This is a genomic window from Brevundimonas sp. BAL450 (assembly GCF_015767455.1).
Taxonomy (GTDB): Bacteria; Pseudomonadota; Alphaproteobacteria; order Caulobacterales; family Caulobacteraceae; genus Brevundimonas; species Brevundimonas abyssalis.
Genome location: NZ_JADWOW010000056.1, coordinates 83,091 through 107,020, shown reverse-complemented (window position 1 = coordinate 107,020; position 23,930 = coordinate 83,091). Strand labels below are relative to the sequence as shown.

General features: G+C 68.8%; 28 protein-coding genes, 1 tRNA gene and 1 pseudogene. 20 read left to right on the top strand and 10 right to left on the bottom strand.

Annotated features, from left to right (window positions below):
* The first annotated feature begins 70 nt into the window (after nt 1–70).
* The 4 genes from IWC96_RS12115 (at nt 71) to IWC96_RS12100 (ending at nt 5,521) form a co-directional block, all read left to right on the top strand.
* Nucleotides 71–421, top strand: coding sequence for a hypothetical protein (locus tag IWC96_RS12115; protein ID WP_045319383.1), 351 nt, complete (start codon nt 71–73; stop codon nt 419–421).
* Nucleotides 418–2,037 carry a methyl-accepting chemotaxis protein gene (locus IWC96_RS12110; RefSeq protein ID WP_021698519.1) on the top strand — a complete coding sequence of 540 codons (1,620 nt, stop codon included), beginning with the start codon at nt 418–420 and terminating at the stop codon, nt 2,035–2,037. The genes IWC96_RS12115 and IWC96_RS12110 overlap by 4 nt, the downstream gene beginning before the upstream one ends.
* A 155-nt stretch (nt 2,038–2,192) precedes the next feature.
* Entirely contained in the window at nt 2,193–2,672 is a 480-nt protein-coding gene (locus tag IWC96_RS12105; protein WP_021698518.1) for a YcgN family cysteine cluster protein, read from the top strand.
* A gap of 50 nt (nt 2,673–2,722) precedes the next feature.
* Nucleotides 2,723–5,521 carry a PAS domain-containing protein gene (locus tag IWC96_RS12100; RefSeq protein ID WP_196839008.1) on the top strand — a complete coding sequence of 933 codons (2,799 nt, stop codon included), beginning with the start codon at nt 2,723–2,725 and terminating at the stop codon, nt 5,519–5,521.
* A gap of 157 nt (nt 5,522–5,678) precedes the next feature.
* Here IWC96_RS12100 and IWC96_RS12095 read toward each other — a convergent pair whose 3' ends face one another.
* Nucleotides 5,679–5,999, bottom strand: a complete 321-nt coding sequence (locus IWC96_RS12095) for an endonuclease domain-containing protein (protein WP_231379050.1) — start codon at nt 5,997–5,999, stop codon at nt 5,679–5,681.
* Between the two features lie 251 nt (nt 6,000–6,250).
* Between IWC96_RS12095 and IWC96_RS12090 the strand changes: the two genes are divergently transcribed.
* Both IWC96_RS12090 and IWC96_RS12085 read left to right on the top strand, forming a co-directional pair.
* Nucleotides 6,251–6,706 (top strand): hypothetical protein, encoded by a 456-nt coding sequence (locus tag IWC96_RS12090; RefSeq protein WP_021698749.1) that lies wholly within the window; start codon nt 6,251–6,253, stop codon nt 6,704–6,706.
* On the top strand, nt 6,663–7,880 hold the full coding sequence (locus IWC96_RS12085; RefSeq protein ID WP_021698748.1) for a DNA-packaging protein: 1,218 nt from the start codon (nt 6,663–6,665) through the stop codon (nt 7,878–7,880). Before IWC96_RS12090 ends, IWC96_RS12085 begins: the two co-directional genes overlap by 44 nt.
* A gap of 3 nt (nt 7,881–7,883) precedes the next feature.
* Here IWC96_RS12085 and IWC96_RS12080 read toward each other — a convergent pair whose 3' ends face one another.
* Nucleotides 7,884–8,288 (bottom strand): type II toxin-antitoxin system VapC family toxin, encoded by a 405-nt coding sequence (locus IWC96_RS12080; protein ID WP_021698747.1) that lies wholly within the window; start codon nt 8,286–8,288, stop codon nt 7,884–7,886.
* Complete coding sequence (locus IWC96_RS12075; protein ID WP_021698746.1) at nt 8,281–8,544, bottom strand: type II toxin-antitoxin system Phd/YefM family antitoxin; 264 nt, start codon at nt 8,542–8,544, stop codon at nt 8,281–8,283. The genes IWC96_RS12080 and IWC96_RS12075 overlap by 8 nt, the downstream gene beginning before the upstream one ends.
* Before the next feature lie 152 nt (nt 8,545–8,696).
* Here IWC96_RS12075 and IWC96_RS12070 point away from each other — a divergent pair, with 152 nt between their 5' ends.
* From IWC96_RS12070 to IWC96_RS12055, 4 genes are all read left to right on the top strand, one after another.
* Nucleotides 8,697–9,845 carry a phage portal protein gene (locus IWC96_RS12070; RefSeq protein ID WP_021698745.1) on the top strand — a complete coding sequence of 383 codons (1,149 nt, stop codon included), beginning with the start codon at nt 8,697–8,699 and terminating at the stop codon, nt 9,843–9,845.
* 80 nt (nt 9,846–9,925) lie between these two features.
* Nucleotides 9,926–10,147: a hypothetical protein gene (locus tag IWC96_RS12065; RefSeq protein ID WP_021698744.1), complete on the top strand. Its 222-nt coding sequence runs from the start codon at nt 9,926–9,928 to the stop codon at nt 10,145–10,147.
* Nucleotides 10,148–10,202: 55 nt separating this feature from the next.
* On the top strand, nt 10,203–10,688 hold the full coding sequence (locus tag IWC96_RS12060; protein WP_196839018.1) for an HK97 family phage prohead protease: 486 nt from the start codon (nt 10,203–10,205) through the stop codon (nt 10,686–10,688).
* The gene (locus tag IWC96_RS12055) at nt 10,685–11,056 is read left to right on the top strand and encodes a hypothetical protein (protein ID WP_021697164.1); all 372 of its coding nucleotides are present in this window, start codon (nt 10,685–10,687) and stop codon (nt 11,054–11,056) included. Before IWC96_RS12060 ends, IWC96_RS12055 begins: the two co-directional genes overlap by 4 nt.
* A gap of 24 nt (nt 11,057–11,080) precedes the next feature.
* Here the strand turns inward: IWC96_RS12055 and IWC96_RS12050 are convergent, their stop codons facing one another.
* Genes IWC96_RS12050 through IWC96_RS12035 form a run of 4 tightly spaced genes read right to left on the bottom strand, consistent with a single transcriptional unit; the run spans nt 11,081 to nt 13,087 of the window.
* Nucleotides 11,081–11,305 carry a hypothetical protein gene (locus tag IWC96_RS12050; RefSeq protein ID WP_021697165.1) on the bottom strand — a complete coding sequence of 75 codons (225 nt, stop codon included), beginning with the start codon at nt 11,303–11,305 and terminating at the stop codon, nt 11,081–11,083.
* 13 nt (nt 11,306–11,318) lie between these two features.
* Entirely contained in the window at nt 11,319–11,957 is a 639-nt protein-coding gene (locus tag IWC96_RS12045; RefSeq protein WP_196839007.1) for a hypothetical protein, read from the bottom strand.
* On the bottom strand, nt 11,950–12,717 hold the full coding sequence (locus tag IWC96_RS12040; protein WP_196839006.1) for a hypothetical protein: 768 nt from the start codon (nt 12,715–12,717) through the stop codon (nt 11,950–11,952). Before IWC96_RS12040 ends, IWC96_RS12045 begins: the two co-directional genes overlap by 8 nt.
* Before the next feature lie 37 nt (nt 12,718–12,754).
* Nucleotides 12,755–13,087, bottom strand: a complete 333-nt coding sequence (locus IWC96_RS12035; protein ID WP_148291457.1) for a hypothetical protein — start codon at nt 13,085–13,087, stop codon at nt 12,755–12,757.
* A 149-nt stretch (nt 13,088–13,236) separates the two neighbouring features.
* On the opposite strand from IWC96_RS12035, the pseudogene IWC96_RS16245 reads away from it, so the two are divergent.
* The 4 genes and pseudogenes from IWC96_RS16245 to IWC96_RS12020 form a co-directional block, all read left to right on the top strand.
* Nucleotides 13,237–13,323: pseudogene (locus IWC96_RS16245) on the top strand (hypothetical protein); the annotation flags it as partial.
* 92 nt (nt 13,324–13,415) lie between these two features.
* A complete protein-coding gene (locus IWC96_RS12030) occupies nt 13,416–14,348 on the top strand; it encodes a DnaJ C-terminal domain-containing protein (protein ID WP_021697171.1) in 933 nt (310 codons plus the stop codon).
* Entirely contained in the window at nt 14,345–15,502 is a 1,158-nt protein-coding gene (locus IWC96_RS12025; RefSeq protein WP_045318985.1) for a phosphoserine transaminase, read from the top strand. Before IWC96_RS12030 ends, IWC96_RS12025 begins: the two co-directional genes overlap by 4 nt.
* 108 nt (nt 15,503–15,610) lie before the next feature.
* Entirely contained in the window at nt 15,611–16,903 is a 1,293-nt protein-coding gene (locus IWC96_RS12020; RefSeq protein ID WP_196839005.1) for an adenylosuccinate synthase, read from the top strand.
* 31 nt (nt 16,904–16,934) lie between these two features.
* Here the strand turns inward: IWC96_RS12020 and IWC96_RS12015 are convergent, their stop codons facing one another.
* Nucleotides 16,935–17,300, bottom strand: coding sequence for a four helix bundle protein (locus IWC96_RS12015; protein WP_021697174.1), 366 nt, complete (start codon nt 17,298–17,300; stop codon nt 16,935–16,937).
* 107 nt (nt 17,301–17,407) lie between these two features.
* Here IWC96_RS12015 and IWC96_RS12010 point away from each other — a divergent pair, with 107 nt between their 5' ends.
* Complete coding sequence (locus IWC96_RS12010; protein WP_021697175.1) at nt 17,408–18,214, top strand: response regulator; 807 nt, start codon at nt 17,408–17,410, stop codon at nt 18,212–18,214.
* Between the two features lie 112 nt (nt 18,215–18,326).
* Here the strand turns inward: IWC96_RS12010 and IWC96_RS12005 are convergent.
* A tRNA-Ala gene (locus tag IWC96_RS12005) sits at nt 18,327–18,402 on the bottom strand.
* Nucleotides 18,403–18,520: 118 nt separating this feature from the next.
* The gene (locus IWC96_RS12000) at nt 18,521–18,970 is read right to left on the bottom strand and encodes a TIGR02300 family protein (protein WP_021697176.1); all 450 of its coding nucleotides are present in this window, start codon (nt 18,968–18,970) and stop codon (nt 18,521–18,523) included.
* Between the two features lie 142 nt (nt 18,971–19,112).
* Between IWC96_RS12000 and aroA the strand changes: the two genes are divergently transcribed.
* The 5 genes from aroA to IWC96_RS11975 all read left to right on the top strand — a co-directional run bounded on the left by aroA (nt 19,113) and on the right by IWC96_RS11975 (nt 23,908).
* Nucleotides 19,113–20,417, top strand: a complete 1,305-nt coding sequence (gene aroA / locus IWC96_RS11995) for a 3-phosphoshikimate 1-carboxyvinyltransferase (RefSeq protein ID WP_162471532.1) — start codon at nt 19,113–19,115, stop codon at nt 20,415–20,417.
* Nucleotides 20,414–21,064: a (d)CMP kinase gene (gene cmk / locus IWC96_RS11990; RefSeq protein WP_196839004.1), complete on the top strand. Its 651-nt coding sequence runs from the start codon at nt 20,414–20,416 to the stop codon at nt 21,062–21,064. Before aroA ends, cmk begins: the two co-directional genes overlap by 4 nt.
* A gap of 161 nt (nt 21,065–21,225) precedes the next feature.
* Complete coding sequence (gene rpsA / locus IWC96_RS11985; protein WP_045318979.1) at nt 21,226–22,929, top strand: 30S ribosomal protein S1; 1,704 nt, start codon at nt 21,226–21,228, stop codon at nt 22,927–22,929.
* Between the two features lie 204 nt (nt 22,930–23,133).
* Entirely contained in the window at nt 23,134–23,424 is a 291-nt protein-coding gene (locus IWC96_RS11980) for an integration host factor subunit beta (RefSeq protein ID WP_021697180.1), read from the top strand.
* Nucleotides 23,425–23,431: 7 nt separating this feature from the next.
* Nucleotides 23,432–23,908, top strand: coding sequence for a GNAT family N-acetyltransferase (locus tag IWC96_RS11975; protein WP_021697181.1), 477 nt, complete (start codon nt 23,432–23,434; stop codon nt 23,906–23,908).
* Nucleotides 23,909–23,930 lie beyond the last annotated feature (22 nt).

Below are 23,930 nucleotides of genomic sequence, written 5' to 3'. Positions count from 1 at the left end.
ACATTCTGTGGATGGCTGACTCCCCTTGGGGATTATGAGAATTTTAAAGGCCTGAAGGCCAAGTGCGAGAATGGGCGTCGCGTCGAGAATTACTGTTTCAGCACAACGTCGCCGCCCCTTTGCGGCGACCCTGCTGGTGGGCGCCGCCATCCTGATCTCCCTGGCGCCGGCCGCTGGCGTCGCGGCCCAGCCCCGAGACCCCCACATCGTCGCCGTCGTGTTCCCGCCCTGGTGGACGGCCGCGCGGTCGGACGCCGTGGTCTCGGCCATCGGCGTCGTGAGCCCGCAGGACAGCTCCGAACTCGTGAGAGTGGTCTACGGCGGCCCGCACCTGATGGACGAGCTGAAAGCGGCGGGGGCCTGGCTGATTGTTGATCCGGCCGTCGCCGGATGCCTCACACCTGGAAACTGGACATCATGATCTGGCAACCGAAAGACCTCGCCGCCCAGCGGCACGGGGGCGGACTCATCCTTCTGGGCCTGAGCTGGGTCCTGACGGCCATCAGTGCGGCGGCAAGCCTGCTAGGGGGCGAGTTCGTCCTTTCGGCCGCCGTGATGAGCATGGTCGGCCTGGCCGCCGCCCATACGGCGGTGTTCTGGCTGCTGGGCGTGAACCAGGCCGGGCGCATCCTGTCGGTCATCCTGCTGGTGGGTCAGGTGTCGCTTATGGTGTCCGCCCTGAAGGGGCACGAGTACCAGATCGACATGCACATGGCCTATTTCGCGGCCCTGGCGGTCACGATCATCTATTGCGACTGGCGCGCCATCGCCGCCGGGACCGCCGCCGTGGCGATCCACCATCTGACCCTGAGCTTCCTGCTGCCCAGCCTGGTGTTTCCCGGCTCGGCCAGTCTGGAGCGGGTCATCTTCCACGCCGTCATCCTGCTGGTGGAGGCCGGCGTCCTCGCGTGGGTGGCCGCCAGCGTCGTCACCATGTTCCGGGTGACCTCGGAACGGACCGCCGAGGCCACCGCCGCCGCCGACCGCGCCAACGAGGCGCTGGCCTCCGCAGCGGCGAGCCGGACCGCCGCCGATGACCTGCGCGCCGAGACCGCCGACCGTGAGGCCCAGGTCCAGGCCGAGCAGCTCGAGGTGGTTCAGGCGACGGCGGCGGGATTGTCCGCCCTGAAGCAGGGCGACCTGAGCTACCGCATCACAAGCGCCTTCCCGGAGGCCTATCGCGTGCTGCAGAGCGACTACAACGCCGCGATCCAGGACCTGGACGAGGCGGTGACCCACATCGACGCCAACGCCGACACCATCCACGAGGGCGCGACCCAGATCTCGGCGGCCGCAGACGACCTGTCCCGGCGCACCGAGCAGCAGGCCGCCGCCCTGGAGCAAACCGCCGCCGCCCTCGACCAGATCACGGCCACCGTCTCGCGCACGTCCCAACGGGCGCAGGACGTGGGCGCCCGGGCCGGCGCGGCCCAGCGCGATGCGGAGGCCAGCGGCCAACTGGTCGAACGGGCCGTGGCCGCCATGGGCGAGATCCAGAAATCATCCGACGAGATCAGCCAGATCATCGGGGTGATCGACGAAATCGCCTTCCAGACCAATCTGCTGGCCCTCAACGCGGGTGTCGAGGCGGCGCGCGCAGGCGAGTCCGGCCGGGGCTTCGCGGTGGTGGCCACCGAGGTCCGGGCGCTGGCCCAGCGATCCGCCACGGCCGCCAAGGAGATCAACGCCCTGATCTCGACCTCATCGAGCCAGGTGCGTGAGGGCGTGGGCCTCGTCGACCAGACGGGACAGTCGCTCGTCACCATCGTCGGGCAGGTCGGCGCGCTGCACGAGATGGTGGCTGAGATCGTGGCCTCCGCGCAGGAGCAGTCCAGCGCCCTGGCCGAGGTCAATGTGGCCGTCAATCAGATGGACCAGACGACCCAGCAGAACGCCGCCATGGTGGAGCAGTCCACGGCCGCCAGCCACAATCTGCTGCGCGACGCCGCCGAGCTGCATCGGCTGATCCGGCGGTTCCAGGTGTCGGCGAACCGGGCCATGCAGGACGGGGCCGACGCCTCTGTGCTGGCGGCCTGATCCGCGCCGGAGGCGGGTCCGCCCTTCTTTCCCCGCTCGTCCATCCCCCCGCGACATCGGCGGTGATTACGGATATGGGGGGGCGCGATGGAATTGGTTTCGTTTTCGGTGGGTTGCAGGACGGTCGGGCGTGTAGGCGCCCGGGGGGCGCGGACGTGAGCGCGTTCTGGGAGACCAAGTCGCTGCAGGAGATGACCGCCGCCGAGTGGGAGAGCCTGTGCGACGGGTGCGGGCTGTGCTGTCTGGTGCGGTTCGAGGATGAGGACACCGGCGAGGTGATCCCCACGCGGGTGCACTGCAAGCTGTTCGATTCCACGGCCTGCGCCTGTTCGGACTACGCCGGGCGGCAGGCCCAGGTGCCGGACTGTGTGAAGTTGAGCCCCGCCAATATCGGGGGTCTGAATTGGATCCCGAAGTCGTGCGCCTATCGCCGGCTGCATGAGGGGCGGGGGCTGGCGGACTGGCATCCGCTGATCTCGGGCGATCCGGAGAGCGTGCACCGGGCCGGGGTGTCGATCCGGGGCCAGACCATCAACGAAATGACCCTGAACGAGCCCGAGGACGCCCTGGACTTCGAGGCGCCCGAATGGATGGCGGAGCGGGGCCTGCCCGGTAGAAAAAACCGCGCTCGCTAAGAAAGCCTTTGTCTTATGGCGCCAATCTCCCGCGCCAGGGAGGACGGTGTTTGTCGGACGGAGACTCGCACACCAAACAGGCGGAGACCGGCGAGGCGTCGCCGTTCGACCGGCTGACCAGTCTGGCGGCGACCCTGTTCGAGGCGCCCGCCGCGCTGGTGTCGATCACCGACGGGCATCGTCTGCGGTTCCGGTCGCGTCTGGGCATCGACGTGGCGGAGGTGGACCGCGAGACCGCCTTTACGCCCCATGCGGTGGAGCTGGGGCAGGGCGGCGTGCTGGTGGTCGAGGACGCCAGCCTGGATCCCCGGTTCGAGAACAGCCCCCATGTGGCCGGCGATGGCTGTGTGCGGTTCTACGCCGGTGCGGTCATCACCACGCGGGACGGGCGCAACGTTGGCGCGCTGTGCGTGCTGGACGACAAGCCGAGGCCCCGGCCGGATGAGGCGAAGCTGAAGGCGCTGAGGAGCATGGCGCAGCTGGCCGCCGACATGCTGGAGAAGCGCGAGGAAGCCCTGTCGGCGCGCGAGAGCCTGGAGATGCTGGACATGGCCGAGGCCGTGTCAGGGGTCGGCCACTGGCGCGTGGATGCGCTGACCGGCGAACTGAAATGGTCGGAGCAGGTCTATCACGTGCACGGGGTGGACCCGGACAGCTTCGAGCTGACCGTGGCGAACGCCCTGGCCCTCTATCACCCCGATGACCGGGCCGAGGCGGAGGCCAAGGTTCGCGGCAGTCTGGAGACAGGCGAGCCCTACGCCTTCAAGCTGAGGATCGTGCGGCCGGACGGGGAGGTGCGCCTGGTGCAGTCGCAGGCGGTGACCCAGTCGGACGCACAGGGGCGGGTGACCGCCCTGTTCGGCGTCTATCAGGACATCACCGACCGGGAGGAGGCCCTGAACCGGGCCCGCAGGAACGAGAACCGTTACCGCCTGCTGGCCGACAACATCAGCGACGTCATCACCCGGGTGAAGGCGGACGGCAGCAGCAACTACATCTCGCCGGCGGTGGAGCGGGTGATCGGCTGGTCACCGATGGAGATGGCCGGGAAGAAGGCCCAGGACTTCCTGCTGGAGGAAGACCGGCCGATCTTCCTGAACGCCCTGGCCGAGGTGCTGAAGACCGGCGAGCCGCGCCGGGTGCAGTACCGGGCCCAGCACCGGAACGGCGAGATCCGCTGGGCCGAGAACAACATGCAGCGGGTGCAGAACAGCCGGGGCGAGCATGAGGTGGTGTGCTGCATCCGCACCATCGACGACCGCAAGGCCCTGGAGGACGAACTGGTCCAGACGCTGGAGAAGAGTCGTCGGCAGGGCAGCCGCTATCGTCTCCTGGCCGAGAACATGGCGGACGTGATCTGCCGGGTGCGGCCGGACGGGACGTGCCCCTATCTGTCGCCGGCCGGCGAGCAGATCCTGGGCCTGAGCCGCGAGGAGATGATCGGGCGCAAGGCCCAGGACTTCCTGGTCGAGGCGGACCGGCCCAGGCTGTTGCGCGTGCTGGCCGAGGTGCACCGGACCGGCAAGAGCGCGACTCTGGAGTACCGGGTGCAGCCCAAGGGCGGTGAGCCGGTGTGGGTGGAGGGCAGCTTCCGCAAGGTGGCGGAGGACGACCCGGAAGGCGAACTGATCGCGGTGATCCGCGAGATCGGCCCGCGCAAGGTGCTGGAGGCCGAGCTGACGGCGGCGAAGGATCGGGCCGAGGCGGCGGCCAAGGCCAAGAGCGAGTTCCTGGCCAACATGAGCCACGAACTGAGGACGCCCCTGACCAGCGTGGTCGGCTTCGCCGGACTGCTGGGCCAGAGCCGGTCGCTGGGCGACGAGGAGCGGCGCTATGTGGAGCGGATCGCGGCGGGCAGCGAGGCCCTGCTGGCGGTCATCAACGACATTCTGGACTACTCCAAGCTGGAGGCGGGGGCGGTGGAGCTGGACCCGCACAGGTTCGACCCGCTGGCCCTGGCCCAGGCGGGCGTGGAGCTGATGGAGGGCCAGTGCCGGGCCAAGGGCCTGTACCTGAAGCTGGAGACCGACCCGGACCTGCCCCCGGGCCTGATCGGGGATTCGGGGCGGTTGCGGCAGGTTCTGCTGAATTTGTTGTCCAACGCCGTGAAATTCACGACCGAGGGCGGGGTGACGGTGACCGCATCCTGCGAGCCGGGGACGGACGGGCGGGTGTGGCTGTCGCTGTCGGTGAAGGACACCGGCGTGGGGGTGTCCGACGCCCAGGTGGAGCAGCTGTTCGACCGCTTCACCCAGGCGGACGCCTCGACCACGCGGACCTTCGGCGGGACCGGGCTGGGCCTGGCCATCTCGCGCCAGCTGGTGGAGATGATGGGCGGCGAGATCAGCGCCTTCGGGACGCCGGGCGAGGGTTCGACCTTCTGGTTCCAGGTTCCGCTGCCCATGGCGGACGGGGCGGAGGATCAGGCCGAGGGCGAGGCGGTGCGCGCCATCGGCGCGGCGCGCATCCTGATGGCTGACGACGCCCCGGCGAACCGGGAGCTGGTCAGCGTGCTGCTGGGCGGCATGGGGCTGACGGTGGACACGGTGGAGAACGGCGCCGAGGCCGTGGAGGCGGTGCGCCAGGACGCCTATGACCTGGTGCTGATGGACGTGCACATGCCGGTCATGGACGGGCTGGACGCCACGCGGGCCATTCGCGGGCTGGGCGGCGGGATCGGGCGGATTCCGATCATCGCCCTGACCGCCAATGTGGGTCGCGAACAGGTGCAGACCTGTCTGGAAGCCGGGATGAACGGCCACCTCGCCAAGCCCATCGATGTGAACCAGATGGCCCGGACCCTGTCGGACTGGCTGAACGCCGACGAGGCCCGCCTGGCGGTGGGGTAGGGGCCTTTCGTTGCGCCTTGTATCCTCCCCCGTTCTTCACGGGGGAGGGGGACCACGAAGTGGTGGAGGGGGTGACTCCATCCAGCGTGCTTGAAGCTTGCCCCCTCCACCGCCTGACGGCGGTCCCCCTCCCCCGCTTTGCGGGGGAGGATATTGTCTAGAGGCCGACGGCGCGGAGCCTTAGCCAGACCTGATCCCAGATGCGGGCGATGACCTCGTCCCGGTTGCTGAAAACCTCGGCGGCCGGAATCCGCATGACGTCGATTTCCTGTGATGCGAGCCAGGCGGTCCGGCGGATGTCGTGCTCGGGCCGACCGCTGGTCTCGTGGACGAAGCCGTCCACCTCCACCGCCAGGCGCGCCTTCGCGCAATAGAAGTCCAGGATGTAGGGGCCGACCGGGTGTTGGCGCCGAAAGGCCGGGCGGCCCGGCTGGCGCGAACGCAGAGAGGCCCACAGCGCCGTCTCGGGCGGGGTCATGGACCGACGAAGGTCTCGCGCGCGTTTTAGGGTGAGGACCGGCGCTCGCATGGCGCCGTTATCGCGCGGTTCCGCCCCCTCCACCATCCTTCGGATGGTCCCCCTCCCCGCGAGCGGGGGAGGAGCAGATGCGGGCGGAAACCGCAGTTTGATCCCGCATTTTTCGGAGCCAATGCCAAGGCGCACAAGGGTCGGGCGGTTAATTTCGTCCGTTTTTCCGACCGTGGACGCTGGTCCCGTACTCTTGGGGCATGACGGGAAAAACCGAAGAGAGCGGGACGGGCGATGTGACGGCGTGGTGCCTGGACGAACTGGAAGCGATGCTGGCCGAACAGGTCCGGCTGCTGAAAAGCCAGAAGCCGAAAACCGACGAAGAGCGGCCCCCCTACGTCCGCAGGCTGAAGGACCTGATCGTGGCGGCGCGGATGCTGGCCGTGGCCAAGGCGTCCATGGCGCGGGCCGTTCAGGCCGTGAGGCGGGCCGCGAGCGCCGGGGACGATCAGGCCGTGAGCCGCGCCGTTCGCGCGGGCCTTAAACAGGAGGGGGACGAGTTCCGGGCGAATGACCACGATCTCGAACGGCGTCAGGCCGCCATTAACGCTCGCTTCGCTGCGATGGCTCCAGGGCCTCACTGCGGCGGAGCGGGACGCCCTGGGAGCGGAGGTGACGAGCGCCCTGGAGCAGTCCTGGCTGTTGCGGGCACGTGAGGACCAGAAGGGCCCGCACGAGGCGCAGGCCCTGTGGCTGATGCTGGGCGGGCGGGGGTCGGGCAAGACCTTCGCCGGGGCCGGATGGGTGCTGGACCGGGCCTGGGAAGGCAAGCGCATCGCCCTGATCGGACCCAGCCTGCACGATGTGCGCGAGGTGATGATCGAGGGGCCGTCGGGGGTGATGCAGCTGGCGCCACCCGACGACCGGCCCCGGTGGGAGGGGGCGCGGCGGCGGCTGGTCTGGCAGGGCGGCGCGATCGCCTACGCCCTGTCGGCGGAGGACCCCGAGAGCCTGCGCGGGCCGCAGTTTCATGCAGCCTGGGCCGATGAGCTGTGCGCCTGGCGCGAGCCGCAGAGGGTGCTCGACACCCTTCGGTTCGGGCTGAGGCTGGGGCGGCGGCCACGCCTGACGGTGACCACGACGCCCCGGCCGATCCCGGCCCTGAGGCGCTTGATGACGGCGCCCGGCACGACGGTGACGCGCATGGCCACGGCGGACAATGCGGCCAATCTGTCGCCCGGATTTCTGGAGCATCTGACGTCGCTCTATGGCGGCACGCGGCTGGCGGCGCAGGAGCTGGAAGGCCTGGTGACGGAGGGCGACGGCGCCCTGTTCCGGGCCGGGGACCTGAGCCGGGCGCGCGTGGCGTTCACGGGCGAGATCCCGGAGCGGTTCGAACGGGTGGTGGTGGCGGTGGATCCGCCGATCAGTGCGGGCGGGGACGCCTGCGGGATCGTGGCGGCCGGACGGCTGGACGGGCGGGCCTGGGTGCTGGCGGACCGGTCGGTGCGGGGGCTGACCCCCGGCGGCTGGGCGGCGCGGGTGGCGGAGACGGCGCGGGCCTTCAGGGCCGACCGGGTGCTGGCCGAGGGCAACCAGGGCGGGGAGATGGTGTCGGCCGTGCTGAGGCAGGCCGGGTGTCCGGTGCGGGTGGATCTGGTCCACGCCAGCCGGGCCAAGCGGGCGCGGGCCGAGCCGGTGGCCATGCTCTACGAACAGGGCCGGGTGATCCACTGCGGCGCCTTCACCGAGCTGGAGGAGGAGCTGATGGCGCTGGGGTCCGAAGAGGGGCCGAAGCGCTCGCCGGACCGGGCCGATGCGCTGGTGTGGGCGGTGACGGATCTGATGCTGGCCAAGCGCGGCGAAGGGCCGAGGATCAGGGCGCTGTAGCGATCACCAGATGACCGGGACGTCCCCGGCGTGGCGACGCAGCACGGCGTCGGCGCTGATGAGCGGGACGTCGAGGTCGCGGGCCTGGGCCAGCAGGATGCGGTCCCACGGGTCGCCGTGGGCGATGGGGAGGTTGGCGGCAATCCACGCCTGCCGCGGCGTGATGTCGGTCAGCGTATAGCCCAGACCAGGCAGAACGGACGTCAGATCTGTGGGCAGGAAATGCAGGTCGGCGGCGGTGGCCCGACGCTGTCCGCCGACCCGGCGCTTGGCATCGATCTCATAGATGCTGACGGCGCTGACCAGGGACTGTTCCGCCTCATCAATCAAGGCATGCGCGGCGGCCGAAAGGCGACGCTCGAACAGGCTCCATACCAGGACGTGGGTGTCGATCAGAACCCTATTCACTCGGGAAGATGTCCTTGTCCGGGTCGAATTCCGGATCGGGCTCGAGGAACAGGTCCAGGAACTCTTCGGAAACCGGCCCGTGGTGGGCGAAGGCGCCGATGCGGAAATGCCGGGGCCGTTCGGAGACGCCCGTGGGCACGAGCCGGATAGCCGGCTTTCCGGCGCGGGCCAAGACGATGTCCTCGCCAGCCTCTGCGCGGGCGACCAGCTCGGAAAGGCGAGCCTTGGCCTCGGCGATGTTCACCTGCGTGGTCATGCCGGGAGAATAGCACGGGATGGGGGTTGGCCAACTGGAAATCTAAGTTGGACCAAGTGAGCAAAGCCCCCTCACCCTGGTCGCCAGGAGCGGCCTGCTGCGCAGTCCGCTGCGACTCAGGCCTATCCCACAAGGGGAAAGGCGAAAGGAGAATGATGTTTGAATTTCTGAAACGGCGGGCGCCGGAGGTGAAGGACTCGGCGGTGGGGCGGGTGATCGCCTGGACGCAGCAGGGACGGGCGGTGTGGACGCCGCGGGACTATGAGAGCCTGACGCGAGAGGGGTTCGGCAAGAACCCGGTGGCCTATCGCTGCGTGCGGATGATCGCCGAGGCGGCGGCGTCGGTGCCGCTGGCGGTGTTTCAGGGCGGCGAGCGGGCGGGGGCGGATCACCCGCTGGCGCGCGTGCTGGCGCGGCCCAATCCGGAGCAGGGGCGGGCCGAGTTGTTCGAGGCGCTTTATGCGAACCTGCAGACGGCCGGCAACGCCTATCTGGAGGCGGCGGGCGAGGGGCTGGAGGAGGTGTACGGCCTGCGCCCGGACCGGGTGAAAGTGGTTCCGGGGCCGAGCGGATGGCCGGCGGCCTATGACTACACCGTGGCGGGGCGGACCGTGCGGCTGGGCCGGGCGGCGGACGGGTTCTCGCCGGTGCTGCACCTGAAGCTGCATAATCCGGTGGACGACTGGTACGGGTTTTCGCCGCTGGAGGCGGCGGCCTCCGCCATCGACGTGCACAACGCCTCGGGCGCCTGGAACAAGGCGCTGCTGGACAACGGGGCGCGGCCGTCGGGCGCGCTGGTCTACGGCGCGAAGGACGGCGAGCGGCTGACCAGCGAACAGTTCGAGACGCTGAGGGCGGAGCTGGGCGACCGGCACCAGGGTGCGATGAACGCCGGGCGGCCGCTGCTGCTGGAAGGCGGGCTGGAGTGGAAGCCCATGGCCTGGACGCCGGCGGACATGGACTTCATCGCCGGGAAACATGCGGCGGCGCGGGAGATCGCCCTGGCGTTCGGCGTGCCGCCGCAGCTGCTGGGGATCCCCGGGGACGCCACCTATTCCAACTATCGCGAGGCCAACGCGGCGTTCTGGCGCGGGACGGTGGTTCCGCTGGTGACCAAGACGGCGGGGGCCATGACGGCCTGGCTGGCCCCCCGGTTCGCGGACTGCCGCATCGAGGCGGATCTGGACCATGTGCCCGCGCTGCAGCCGGAGCGCGACGCCCTGTGGGCGCGTCTGGAGGCGGCCAGCTTTCTGAGCGAGGCGGAGCGGCGGGAGATGGCTGGGGTAGGTTCGAGGGTCTAGGGGTTAGGGGCCAGGGAGGGGGGCGGCTTCGTTCCCTAGAACCTGGTCCCTAGCACCCAGAACCTCGTCTGGAGGACGAGATGAGCGAACGAAAAATCCCCTGGGCGGTGATCGTGGCGGTGGCGGTGCAGACGGCGGCGGCGCTGATCTGGGCCGGGGGCGCGGCGGCGCGGATCGAGACGCTGGAGAGCCGGGTGGCGGAACAGCGGCTGGTGGCCGAGCGGTTGGCGCGGCTGGAGGAGCAGGCTGTGGCGACGCGGGCGACGCTGGAGCGGATCGAGGCGAAGGTGAGTGGCGAGTGATCAGTGGCGAGTGGCGAGGGGTTCGGAGAGAGGGACGGGCATGACCATTCAAGACATGACGTCGGCGGCGTCCCGGGCGGGCTCGTCACTCGCCACTGATCACTCGCCACTCCTCATCCAGGGCTACGCCTCGTTGTGGGGCGTGGCGGACCTGAACGGGGATGTGGTGGCGCGCGGGGCGTTCGCCGAGAGCCTCGCGCGTAGCGGGGCGGCGGGGGTGAAGATGCTGCACCAGCACGAGGCGCGGGCGCTGGTGGGGGTGTGGGACGAACTGCTTGAAGACGCGCGCGGGCTGTTCGTGGCCGGGCGCATCCTGGACTGGTCGCCCGAGGCGCGCTTCGCCGGGGCCCTGGCCCGGGCCGGGGCGCTGGATGGGCTGTCCATCGGGTTTCGGGCGGTGCGGGCTAGGAAGGACGGGCGGCTGCGGGTGCTCAGCGAAGTGGACCTGTGGGAGGTGTCGCTGGTGACGTTCCCGATGCTGCCGGGGGCGCGGTTTGGCTGTAGAACCGGCTGGGACCCCGAGGCATTGGAGAGACCATGACCATGACCAGGATCACGAGAAGCGGCGACTGCCGGAATTCGCCCAAGAACGCCTTCATGCAGGAGGTGGCGATCGGGCTTCTGACGGGTGCGGAAACGCTCGAAGCGAGCCTGGCCGAGACGGTGGTTCTGCGCCGCAACGGCCACGCGGACGTTACGGGTGCGGAGGCCGTCCGGACCTTGGCGGCGGACATGTTCCGCGATCACCATGACGTCCTGATCGTCCATCACGCCATCAGCCACGGCAAGGTGGGCGCGGCCAATTGCGTGGCTGTGAAGGGTGACGCGCGCACCGCCTTCGCGGTGGTGGTCGAGTTCGCCACGGCCAAGGCGGACCGTGTCGCCGTCATCGATCTTTACGGGGTCTAGACGCCGCCGGGGTGACCGCGCGTCTCAGGTTCCCTGATCTTCCTCGGGCGGCAGGGTGGTGGGCTCGGCCACGCCGGTTTCGCCGGCGTCGGGCGCCACGCCGTCCGCGTCGGCGACCGGGGCGCTGGTGTCCGGCATCATCTCGGCGACGTCCCGGCCGGCCGGGACAGGCTCTTCATTGCAGGCGGCGATCGCAAGGGCCGCGCCGGCGGCCAGGGCGATGGAAGCGAAACGAACGCGATTGGTCATGCTGATCCTCCGGTTACGGGAATTGAACCGGTGGGCGGGGGATGGGTTCCGGCTCAGGCCGCTCTATCTGTCTGAGCGTCCGGGCGGCCCACTGGCGCAGTTGGAGGGCCGCGAAGACCCCGCCGAGGACGGGAATGGCCGACCAGAGGGTCACGCCGGTGACGGCGAAGGCGGCGTTCCATGTGGTCTCGGCGAAGGCCGGCGCGAAGGTCGCGGTCGCCAGGATCGCGAACGCCAGAAGCACGAAGGGGAGGAAGGCATCGCTGATCCGGTCTTCGCCGCGTGCTCCGAGCGGGCGCCCGATCAGGCGCATGAGCCGGTCGACGACGGTTCCGCGCCAGAGGGGGTAGTCCTCAACACCGGGCGGCTCGAGGAAATCCACTTCGTCGACGGATTCGACCCAGCCGTGGAGACGGTGAAGGGGGCTGTCGGACAGCCGACGCCGGGCGCGGATGCGCCGCAGGACGAACCGGAGCAGCCACAGGCCGACCAGGGCCGCGACAAGGACGATGACGGCCACCGGGACCCAGGAATCCAGGTCGGCCCGGGGGTGAATGGCGGGCAGGAAGAAGAACGGCCAGACGCCGATGGCTATTGTGATCAACAGGCGGGTCAGGGCGAAGGCGTGGGGGTAGGATCGGGCGTCAGCCATCGGCGTGGGCCTTCGTGAGGCGAAGCAGCAGCCAGCGCAGCACGGTGAGGCCGATTACGGCGGGCACGAAGATGGCGAAGGCGGTATCGACGCCGAGGCCCGCCAGGCCCGGAATTCGCTCATTCAGGCCGAGGAAAAAGACGACGATGAAACCGACCACGGCGAAATCGAGGGCCATGAACAGGATGTTCAGCGGGAAGGGCAGGCGGGCGCTCTGAAGGCCTCCGGCCCGCTCAGGCGAATGGCGCTGTCCCCCCTTGAGGGCGAAGAGATCCTGCAGGTTGACCGGCGGCGGATCGGAGGTCGGCAAGGGGCCGGCGGGCTGCTGGATGGGATGCAGCGGGTTCGGCGTCGGCACGACGGGCGCAGGGGACGTGACCGCGACGGACTCCCCCTCCGGCGTGATGCGGAACAGGCCGCCGAAGGGGGCGGTGGCGAAGTCGATGGCGGAGGCGTCCTGACCGTAGGTCTCGGTTTCGAGCGCGGTCAGACGGCCATGCTCGATGACGGCGCGGAAGCCGACGGGATCGGCGAGGCCGGCGATGTCGGCGTGGATGGTGCCGAGCCGGGCGTGGCCGGAGTCTATGGGCGCGGTGCGGGCGGGATCGACCTGGATGTGGGTGATGAAGCCCGCGCGGGTCTGGATGCGGTCCACCACGCGGGCGTCGGCGATCTGGCCCAGCAGCTCGGGCGCCTGCTCGACCGTCTCGTCGGCGATGGCGTCGAGGACGGCCAGTTCGAGGTCGGTGAAGTTAGGCATGGGCAGCTTGTGAGGTTGCAGGAAAGGCGCGAAGCGCTCACTCCGGACTCGTTTCCGTAGCAGCTTGTCGGCGGTTTCGGGTGCGCTCGTAGCCGAGCCGAACGATGGCGTTGACGAGCGCCAGGACCAAGGTCGCCAACAGCAGCCTTTCGGCGCCGACGGCGGCTCCCCAGGAGCCGATGACCGGAACGCTGGCCGCGAAACCGAACCATGTGCTCAGCCAGAGCAATCCGACCACAACCGTGACGAAGGCCATTGTGCGCAGGACCCAAAGGAAAGGGCCTGGCAGAGGCGGAGGCTCCGGGTCGCCGGGCTTTTGCTTTCCGAAAAGCAGATCGAGAAAGCGATCCCAAGGGGCGTCGGCTTTCATCTGAAGGCGCCTTCACGCGCGGCGCCGGAGCGGCGGAAGACTGAGTTTCGAAAATCCGACACGGGCGCCCCCAAAGCGTCTGAACGGACCGGCGGCGAGCCGGGTGACGAGGGTGCGGCTTGTCCCGCCCGTTTTCAACTGGAGACATGATGAAAGAGACCAAACAGGCCGCCGCCTCGCCCGAGGCGCGGGCGGCGATGCATGAGCTGATGGCGGCGTTCGAGGCGTTCAAGGCGGGTGCTTAACCCTTCTCAGTCCATCCCGCCCCTTTGCGCTTGCGCCCGCATGGCTTAACTGACGGCTTTGGCTTTATGGAGCAGGGTCGGACGTGGCGGGTGATCCCTACAAGGAACTGGGCGTGGCGCGGGGCGCCAGTCAGGACGATATCCGCAAGGCGTTCCGGAAGCTGGCCAAGGAATTCCATCCGGACAAGAACCCCGGCGACACGGCGGCCGAGGATCGGTTCAAGCGCATCACCGCCGCCTTCGACATTCTGGGCGACGAGGAGAAGCGCAAGAAATTTGACCGGGGCGAGATCGACGCGGACGGGCGCGAGCAGTTTCGCGGCTTCGGCGGCGGCGGCGGCGCGCGTCCGGGCGGCGGCTTCGGGCAGGGGGGCTTTGGTCAGGGGCCGGGCGCGGGCGGCGCCAGGGCCGGGTTCGAGGGCATCGATCTGGACGAACTGTTCGGCATGTTCGGCGGCGGCGCGGGCGCACGGCCGGGCGGCGGCCGCGGCGCGGCGCGCGGGCAGGACCTGAAGGCGACGCTGGACATCAGTCTTGAAGACGCGATCACCGGGGCGACCCGGCGCATCCAGTTCTCGGACGGGCGCACCCTGGACGTGACCATTCCCAAGGGCGCCGGCGACGGCCAGACCATCCGCCTGCGCGGACAGGGCATGCCGGGGCGTGGCGGCGAGGCCGGCGACGCCCTGATCGAGCTGAAGGTCCAGCCACACCCCCTTTATCGCCGCGAAGGCGCGGACCTGCACATGGACCTGCCGGTGTCGGTGCCCGACGCCGTGCTGGGCGGCAAGGTGACGGTGAAGACGCCGGACGGGGCGGTCAGCATGACCATTCCCAAGGCGTCCAACTCGGGCCAGGTGCTGCGGCTGAAGGGCAAGGGCGCGTTCGCGGGCGGCAAGCGCGGCGACCTGCTGGCGAAGCTGATGGTGACCTTGCCGGAGTATCAGGACCACAATCTGGTGAAATTCGCCGAGAAATGGCGGGCGGACCGGCCCTATGCGCCGGGCAAGGCATGATGACGGCGGGATCGAAGCCTTCCGTGAAGCCGGCGCGGCCGTGGTTCTCCGCCGGGCCGACCGCCAAGCGGCCGGGCTGGTCGCTGGCGGGCCTGCCCACCGATCTGCTGGGCCGGGGCATCCGGGCGCCCGAGGTGGTGGAGCGGTTCGCCTATGCCCTGCGGTTGACGCGCGAGGTGCTGCAGGTCCCGGATGACTATGTGGCCTGTTACCTGCCGGCGTCGGATACGGGGGCGGTGGAGGCGGCGCTGTGGGCCATGCTAGGGCAGCGGCCGGTGCAGGTGGTGGCCTTTGAGAATTTCGGCCTGACGTGGGCCGCGGACGTGCGCGACCACCTGAAGCTGGACCCGGAGGTCATCGAGGCGCCGTGGGGCGAGCTGCCGGACCTGTCGCGGGTCGATCCGGCGAAGGATGTGGTGTTTCCGTGGAACGGGACCACCTCGGGCGTGCGGGTTCCCAATGCCGACTTCATCAGCAATGAGCGCGAGGGGCTGAGCATCTGCGACGCCACCTCGGCGGCGTTCGCCATGCCGCTGGACTGGCCGAAGCTGGATGTGACGACCTTCTCGTTCCAGAAGGCGCTGGGCGGCGAGGCCGGGATCGGGGTGGCGGTGCTGTCGCCGCGGGCCGTGGCGCGGCTGGACACTTACCGGGCGCCCTGGCCCATCCCCAAGGTGCTGAGGCTGCAGGACGGCAAGGGGTTCGACCGGGCGCTGGCGACCGGGACCATGATCAACACCTTCTCGGTGATGACCATCGAGGACTGGATCGACGCCCTGGAGTGGGCGCAGGGCATCGGCGGGCTGGAGACGCTGATCGCACGGACGGACGCGAATTTCGCGGCGCTGAGCGACTGGGTGGAGCGGACCGACTGGATCGACTTCCTGGCCGTGCGGCCGGAAATCCGGTCGACGACGTCTGTGTGTCTGAAGTTCACGGACCCGCGGGTGACGGGCCTGCCGGCGGAGGACCAGCGCGCCTTCGTGAAGCGGTTCAAGGACCTGCTGGAAGACGAGGGCGCGGTGTTCGACATGGAGCCGCACCGCAATGCGCCGCCGGGGCTGAGGCTGTGGTGCGGGTGCACGGTGGAGAGGGCTGACGTGGAAGCCGCGACGCCGTGGCTGGATTGGGCGTTCGGGGAAGCGCTGCGCTGAGCCTGCGTCGAGGGTTCGGCTGCCTGCCACGAAATGGGCAGGAGAGGGGGACACGGAGCGATTCCCCCGGTATAGCGTGCTCCCGCAATTCCAGCGGAGTGTAATGTCTTGGCGAACGTCGCGGTGGTCGGCGCCCAGTGGGGTGACGAGGGCAAGGGCAAGATCGTCGACTGGCTGTCGAACCGGGCCGATGTGGTGGTGCGGTTCCAGGGCGGTCACAACGCCGGCCATACGCTGGTGGTGGGCGACAAGGTCTACAAGCTGAGCCTGCTGCCCTCGGGCGTGGTGCAGCAGAAGCCGTCGGTGATCGGCAACGGCGTGGTGGTGGACCCCTGGGCCCTGCTGGACGAGATCGGCCGCATCGAGGCGCAGGGGGTGTCGATCACCCCGGAGATCCTGAGCCTGGCGGACAACGCCTGCCTGATCCTGCCGCTGCACAAGGACCTGGACCAGGCGCGCGAGGCGCAGGCGGGCAAGACCAAGATCGGCACCACCGGGCGGGGCATCGGCCCGGCCTATGAGGACAAGGCCGGGCGGCGCGCGATCCGCGTGGGGGACCTGTCGGACCCCGAGGCGCTGGACGCCAAGATCGAGCGTTTGCTGGCCCACCATAACGCCCTGAGGAAAGGGCTGGACCTGCCGGAAGTGGACGTGGCCGGGCTGAAGGCCGCCCTGCTGGAGGTGGCGCCCAAGGTGCTGATCTATGCGGGGCAGCCGGTGTGGCGGACGCTGGATCGGTTCTACCGCGAGGGCAAACGCATCCTGTTCGAGGGCGCCCAGGGCACCCTGCTGGACGTGGATCACGGCACCTATCCCTATGTGACCTCGTCGAACACGGTGGCGGGACAGGCGGCGGCGGGCTCGGGCCTGGGGCCGCGTTCGGTGGGCTATGTGCTGGGCATCGTGAAGGCCTACACCACCCGGGTGGGCGAGGGGCCGTTCCCGACCGAGCTGTTCGACCCGGTGGGCGAGCGCATCGCCGACCGGGGCCGTGAGTTCGGCACGGTGACGGGCCGGGCGCGGCGCTGCGGCTGGTTCGACGCGGTGCTGGTGCGGCAGTCCATCGCCGTGAACGGCATCCACGGCATCGCCCTCACCAAATTGGATGTTCTGGACGGATTTGATGAGCTGAAGATCTGCACCGGCTACCGGATCGGCGACCGGGAGCTGGATTACCTGCCGGCCGGCATGAAGGATCAGGCGGGCGTGCAGCCGGTCTACGAGACGCTGGAAGGCTGGAGCGAGAGCACCCAGGGCGCCCGGTCGTGGAAGGACCTGCCCGCCGCGGCGATCAAATATGTGCGCCGGATCGAAGAGCTGATCGAGGCGCCGGTGGCCCTGCTGTCCACCAGCCCCGAGCGGGACGACACGATTTTGATGCGGGACCCGTTCGAGGGTTAGGTTCCAGGCGCCAGGCGCCAGGTGCTAGGCGCTAGGTTTTAGGGGCGAGCTTGCTGCGGAGGGCGGTGAGCATTCGGCCAACTTCCTCAGCGCTGTTCAGCACGGCTTCGCACTTGTCACGAGGCGCGAGGTCCAGGTTGCGGGCCAGGAGCAAGAAGGTCTCCAACTCGGCCAGCGAGCCTTTCGCGATACTGATGAAGTGAGCGTAGTCCTTACGCGTGCCGCGTCCGTGACCTTCGGCGATGTTGGCCGGGACGGATGTCGCAGCGCGGATCAATTGGGCGGTGATCCGATACTCTTCCTGTTTCGGCAGCAGACGTGTCAGACGATAGACGTCGGCCGCCAACTCCATGCCCTTTTGCCAGACGATGAGGTCGCGATAGGATCGCACCTGCATGATGCCGTCCTCCCTAAGCCCTGGCCCCTGGAACCTAACACCTCGCTTCAGCGTCAAGGCGATCTTTACCCAAAGTGGGTAACCAAGATCGTTCGCCGGAGTCGCCCGTGTTCACCACTGACGCAAAAAGCCTGGCCAGGATGGCCCCCACGCTGAAACGTGTGCTGATCGTCGATCCCAATGCGACGGCGGCGAAGCTGCTGGTCGAGAGTCTGAAGGGGCTGGGCGTGGGCGTGGTGGTGCACCGGGGCGAGGGCCGGGCGGCCCTGGATGTGTGCCGCGAATTCGAGCCCACCCTGATCTTCACCGAGTACAAGGGCCCGAATCTGGACGGGGAGGCCTTCGCCAAGGCGGTGCGGCGCTCCAATCTGGTCTGCCGCAAGGTTCCGATCATCATGATCACGGCCGAGGCCACGGCCGCCAGCATTCTGGGCGCGCGGGACTCCGGCGTGCACGAGTTCCTGAGAAAGCCCTTCACCTCCGGCGACCTGACCAAGCGGGTCGAGGTGGTGTCCCTGAAGCCGCGCAACTGGATCGAGGCGGTGGGCTATGTGGGCCCCGACCGTCGGCGCTTCAACTCGGGCGAATATTCCGGGCCGAGAAAGCGCAAGGCGGACGCGCCGAAGGGCGCCGGAGCCGAGGCGGCGGCCAAGGACCAGGCCATGCGGATTCTGGCGTCGGCCCACAAACAGTTCGACAGCGACCCCATGCAGGCCCTGCGCGCCATCCGCGAACAGGCCTCGATCCTGAAGGCCATCGCCATGAAGGCGTCGGATACGCCGCTGGTGATCGCGACATCGGGCCTGGAGCGGGCGCTGGCGGCGAGCCAGCCGACCCGGGAGCTCCTGGCCGAGCCGGTTCAGGCGGTGGTCGCCCTGGCGGCGCCCGAGACGCGCGCCGAACTGGCCGCCTGACCTGGACGCCGTGACGCGCCCGCAGGCGCTGTCCGTGCGGCCGTAGCGGCCTTTCGCTCCAGCATCATCCCGGAAATGGAAAACCCCCCGCCGGGTTTCGGCGAGGGGTTTATGGTGGAGCTAAGCGGAGTCGAACCGCTGACCTCTTGAATGCCATTCAAGCGCTCTACCAACTGAGCTATAGCCCCGAAACTTTCGGGTCGGTCCTCGCCGCCGCCATCGGGATGGGGTCGGTGAAGGCGGCGGAACCTATGTCAGGCCGATAGGGCGATCAAGCCCTTCAGCCGCCTATTTTTTCATCCCGATTCAGTCGTCGTCCTTCTTGGCGCTTTTCGTGATTTCCTCGTCGATGGAATCGTCGTCCTCGTCCTCGATGAAGGGCACGGAATCATCGTCGTCGTCGGAGATGTCGTCATCGTCGTCGCCGTCACTGACCTTGAGGCCGGCGTCGTCGCTGGTGTCGTCGTCATCGTCGTCCGGCGTCAGGATGGGCTCGTCGCCGCCCTGGTCGATCTCGGGGGCGGTGACTTCCTCCTCCTCGTCCTCATCGGCGTCGGCGGGCTTGGCCTTGACCTGATCCTCTTCGGTCTCGTCGGCGAAGGGCGCACGGCCCTTGCCGCGTCGAGCCTTGACGGCTTCCTCCGGGTCGAACTCGGTGTCGCATTTGGGACAGTGGGCCGGGCGGCGGTTCAGGTCGTAGAACTTCGCCTGGCAGTTCGGGCAGAGTTGCTTCGCGCCCAGTTCGGGATTGGCCAAGGTTCGAGCCTTACGGTTGGTCGATTTGAATTCGGGCGGCTCCCTTGCCACCACCGGAGGCCGCTGTCAAAAGCGGATTCCGCGCCAGGCGCATCTGATTGCAATTCGACCCACGGAATCGCGGGTGACATTCTCTGAAATTCTGACCGCGCGCCGCTCGCGCGCGCTGACCGGCGCCGTGCGTGCGCCGGGCGACAAGTCCATGTCCCACAGGGCCCTGATGCTGGGCGGCCTGGCGATGGGCGACACCACCATCGAGGGCCTGCTGGAAGGCGACGACATCCTGGCCACTGCCCGGGCGGTCGAAGCGTTCGGCGCACTTGTGCAGCGAACCGGCGACGGCGCCTGGCGGGTCGAAGGGCGGGGCGGCTACCAGACGCCGTCCGGCGTCATCGACTGCGGCAACGCCGGAACCGGGGTGCGCCTGTTGATGGGCGTGGCGGCCGGGTTCGATCTGTCCGTCACCTTCGATGGCGACGCCTCGCTGAGAAAGCGGCCCATGAAGCGGGTCACCGGCCCGCTGTCGGACATGGGCGCTCGTTTTGACTGGGGCGGGGCGGAGGACCGGCTGCCCCTGACGCTGCACGGCGGCGGTCTGAAGGGCATGGTCTATCGCCAGACCGTGGCCTCGGCCCAGGTGAAGTCGGCCATCCTGCTGGCGGGGCTGAATGCGGCGGGTGAGACGGCGGTGATCGAGCCGGAGCCCAGCCGCGACCACACCGAGCGCATGCTGCGGGCCTTTGGAGCGGTGGTTTACGTGTCCGAGACCGGGGAGGGGCGCGTGGCGCGACTGCAGGGTGGGCAGCGACTGACGGGGACCCATGTGGCGGTGCCGGGCGATCCGTCCTCGGCCGCCTTTCCGCTGGCGGCGGGGCTGATCGTTCCGGGCTCGGTGGTGACGGTCGAGGGGGTGATGCTGAATCCCCTGCGCACCGGCCTGTTCCAGACCTGGATCGAGATGGGCGCGGATCTGACCATCGCCAACCGGCGCATGGCGGGCGGCGAGGAGGTCGGCGACGTCACCGCGCGGCATTCGGCTTTGAAGGGGATCACGGTCCCGACCGAGCGGGCGGCCTCCATGATCGACGAATATCCGATCCTGTCGGCCACGGCGGCCTATGCGGAAGGCGCGACCGTGATGCGTGGCATCGGCGAGATGCGGGTCAAGGAAAGCGACCGGATTTCGCTCATGGCCGCCGGATTGGCCGCGTGCGGGGTCAAGGTTGAGGAAGAGCCGGAGGGCTTCATCGTCACCGGCAGTCCGTGCGTGCAGGGCGGCGCCACCGTGCGCACGGCCCACGACCACCGCATCGCCATGAGCCATCTGGTGCTGGGGCTGAACAGCGAAGAGCCGGTCGCGGTGGATGATCCCGGCATGATCGCCACCAGCTTTCCGGGGTTCGTGGAGTTGATGCAGGGACTGGGGGCCTCTATCGAGCCCCGATGACCCCCTCCCTCATCATCGCCGTCGACGGCCCGGCCGCCTCGGGCAAGGGCTCCATCGCCTCGCGCCTGGCGGCCCATTACGGCCTGCCGCACCTGGATACAGGGCTGCTATACCGCGCCACCGGGCTGAAGGTCCTGGCGGCGGGGGATGATCTGGGCGACGCCGAGGCCGCGACGCGGGCGGCCGGGAGCGTCACGCCGGGCGACCTGATCGACGAAGCGGCCCTGACCAGCCGGGGGGCGGGCGAGGCGGCCAGCCGCGTGGCGTCCCACCCCGGGGTGCGTGCGGCGCTGCTGAAGCTGCAGCAGGATTTCGCCAGGCAGGCGGGCGGGGCGGTTCTGGACGGACGCGACATTGGCACGGTGATCGCGCCGGACGCGCCGGTGAAGCTGTTCGTGACGGCCAGACCCGAGACGCGGGCGCACCGCCGCTGGCTGCAGCTGACGGGGCGGGGCGAGGCCATCGCCTTCGACGACATGCTGGCCGACATCATCCGGCGGGACGAGCGCGACGCCGGACGCGGCGCGGCCCCCATGGTCATGGCCGACGACGCGGTCTTGCTGGACACCACCGAAATGGATATAGAGGCCGCCTTCGATGCGGCCCGCCGCGTCGTCGAGGCGGCGCGCGTCCGGCACGGGTTCTAGAACCCCGCGGACAAATCCAACGCACCGGTCCCTCGACGAGCCGCGGGCGTTCAGGCCGGTTTTTCATGCCGCCCGCATCGCCACTGCCTGACATCTCCTTTCAACCGCCGCGCGGATTCCGTTCGCGCGCCAAACTCTTTTTCAGAAACAACACCAACCTCATGACCGACACACTCACCCCCACCCGCGACGATTTCGCCGCCCTTCTGGACGAACAGCTTTCCGGCCGTGATCTCGGCGAAGGCCAGGTCGTCCATGGCCGCGTCGTCGGCATCGAAAAGGACATCGTCATCGTCGATGTCGGCCTGAAGACCGAAGGCCGCATCGCCATGCGCGAGTTCGGCCAGGGCGACGGCGCCGACCTGCCCAAGGTGGGCGACAACGTCGAGGTCTATCTGGAGCGCGTCGAGAACGCGCTGGGCGAAGCGGTCATCAGCCGCGACAAGGCCCGCCGCGAGGAAGCCTGGACCCGTCTGGAAGGCGTGTTCGCCGATGAGCAGCCGGTCATGGGCGCCATCGTCGGCCGCGTGAAGGGCGGCTTCACCGTCGATCTGGGCGGCGCCTCGGCGTTCCTGCCCGGTTCGCAGGTGGACATCCGTCCCGTGCGCGACGTCGGCCCGCTGATGGGCAAGGAGCAGCCCTTCGCGATCCTGAAGATGGACCGTCCGCGCGGCAACATCGTCGTCTCGCGTCGCGCCATCCTGGAAGAAGCCCGCGCCGAGCAGCGCACCGAGCTGGTCGGCCAGCTGGCCGAGGGCGAAGTCCGCGACGGCGTGGTCAAGAACATCACCGACTACGGCGCGTTCGTGGATCTGGGCGGCATCGACGGCCTGCTGCACGTCACCGACATGAGCTGGAAGCGCGTGTCCCACCCGTCGCAGGTCCTGGCCGTGGGCGACACGGTCAAGGTGCAGATCATCAAGATCAACCCGGACACCCAGCGCATCAGCCTCGGCATGAAGCAGCTGCAGGCCGACCCGTGGGAAGGCGTCGAGGCCAAGTACCCGGCCGGCGCCAAGATGACGGGCCGCATCACCAACATCACCGACTACGGAGCCTTCGTGGAGCTGGAGGCCGGCGTCGAGGGCCTGGTGCACGTCTCGGAAATGTCCTGGACCAAGAAGAACGTCCATCCGGGCAAGATCGTCTCCACCTCGCAGGAAGTGGATGTGGTCGTCCTGGACGTGGACAGCGCCAAGCGCCGCATCTCGCTGGGCCTGAAGCAGGCCCAGAACAACCCGTGGGAAGCCTTCGTCGAAGCCCACCCGATCGGCTCGACCGTCGAGGGCGAAGTCAAGAACGCCACCGAGTTCGGCCTGTTCGTGGGCCTGGACAACGACATCGACGGCATGGTGCACCTGTCCGATCTGGACTGGAACGTCTCCGGCGAGGAAGCCATCCAGCGCTACCACAAGGGCGAGACCATCAAGGCCAAGGTGCTGGACGTGGACATCGAGAAGGAGCGCGTCTCCCTGGGCGTCAAGCAACTGGGCGGCGACCCCATGGAAGGCGACACCTACCGCAAGGGTCAGCAGATCACCGTCACCGTGACGGCGATCGAGAGCGGCGGCATCGAGGTCAAGTTCGGCGAGGATGACACCCCGGTTTCGGCCTTCATCCGGAAGTCCGACCTGTCGCGCGACCGCGCCGAGCAGCGCCCCGAGCGCTACGCCGTGGGTGACCGCGCCGACGCCATGATCACCTCCGTGGACAAGGCCACCCGCCGCGTCTCGGTGTCGATCAAGGCGCTGGAGATGAAGGACGAGAAGGAAGCCATCGATCAGTTCGGGTCCTCGGACTCCGGCGCGTCGCTGGGTGACATCCTGGGCGCGGCCCTGCGCGAGAAGGCCGGCTCCAAGGAGTAGGCCTTCGCCCCATCGAAGACGGATCAGGCGGCCGGGGCGACCCGGCCGCCTTTTTCACATCCATTGAAGATTAAGGACGAATTCGCGTCTGAATCGCGTGTGGGGCTTTATTCGCAGGGCCAAGGATGGCTAAGGTCGGGGCTTAGATGTCGCCCGGACGCGCGCCGGGGGCCGGGAACATCACATGGCGGGGGCCGATCACCGATGATCAAGTCGCAGCTCATCGAAAAGCTGGCCGCGGAAAACACCCACCTCACCCAGGCGGAGGTTGAGCGGGTGGTGAACATCGTGCTGGACCGGATGATCGACGCCATGAGCGGCGGAGGCCGGGTTGAGCTGCGCGGTTTCGGCGCTTTTTCGGTGCGTTCGCGGCCGGCCCGGGCGGGCCGCAACCCGCGCACGGGCGAGGCGGTGGAGGTGCCGGCCAAGTCTGTGCCCTTCTTCAAGAGCGGCAAGGAGCTTCGCGAGCGGCTCAACGCCTCGGGCGACGCCTGAATACGTCATGGACAGCCGCTGGCGCATCGCCCCGGCCGATTTCGAAGATCTCCGCCTGCTGGATCTGCTGCGGCTTCACCTGGAGGCCATGCGGCGGTGGTCGCCGCCTGACAGCGTGCATGCGCTGGACCTGTCGGGGCTCCAGGCGCCGGGGGTCACCCTGTTCGCCCTGTGGGAGGGCGAGACCCTGCTGGCCATGGGCGCGCTCAAGACCAGCCGTGACGGCGTCGGCGAGATCAAGTCCATGCGCACCCATCCGGATCATCTCGGGCGCGGCGCCGGGCGCGCCATGCTGGAGCATCTGATCGCCGAGGCCGCGCAGCTGGAATGCAGGTGCGTGAGCCTGGAAACCGGATCGGGCGAGGCGTTCGAACCGGCGCTGAACCTGTACCGCCGGCGCGGGTTCAGGAACGGACCGGCCTTCGGCGACTATGAAGCGACCGATTTCAACCAGTTTCTCCATCTCGACCTGACGCCCGGCTGAGGCGTCGCAAGCAGGAGCAAGG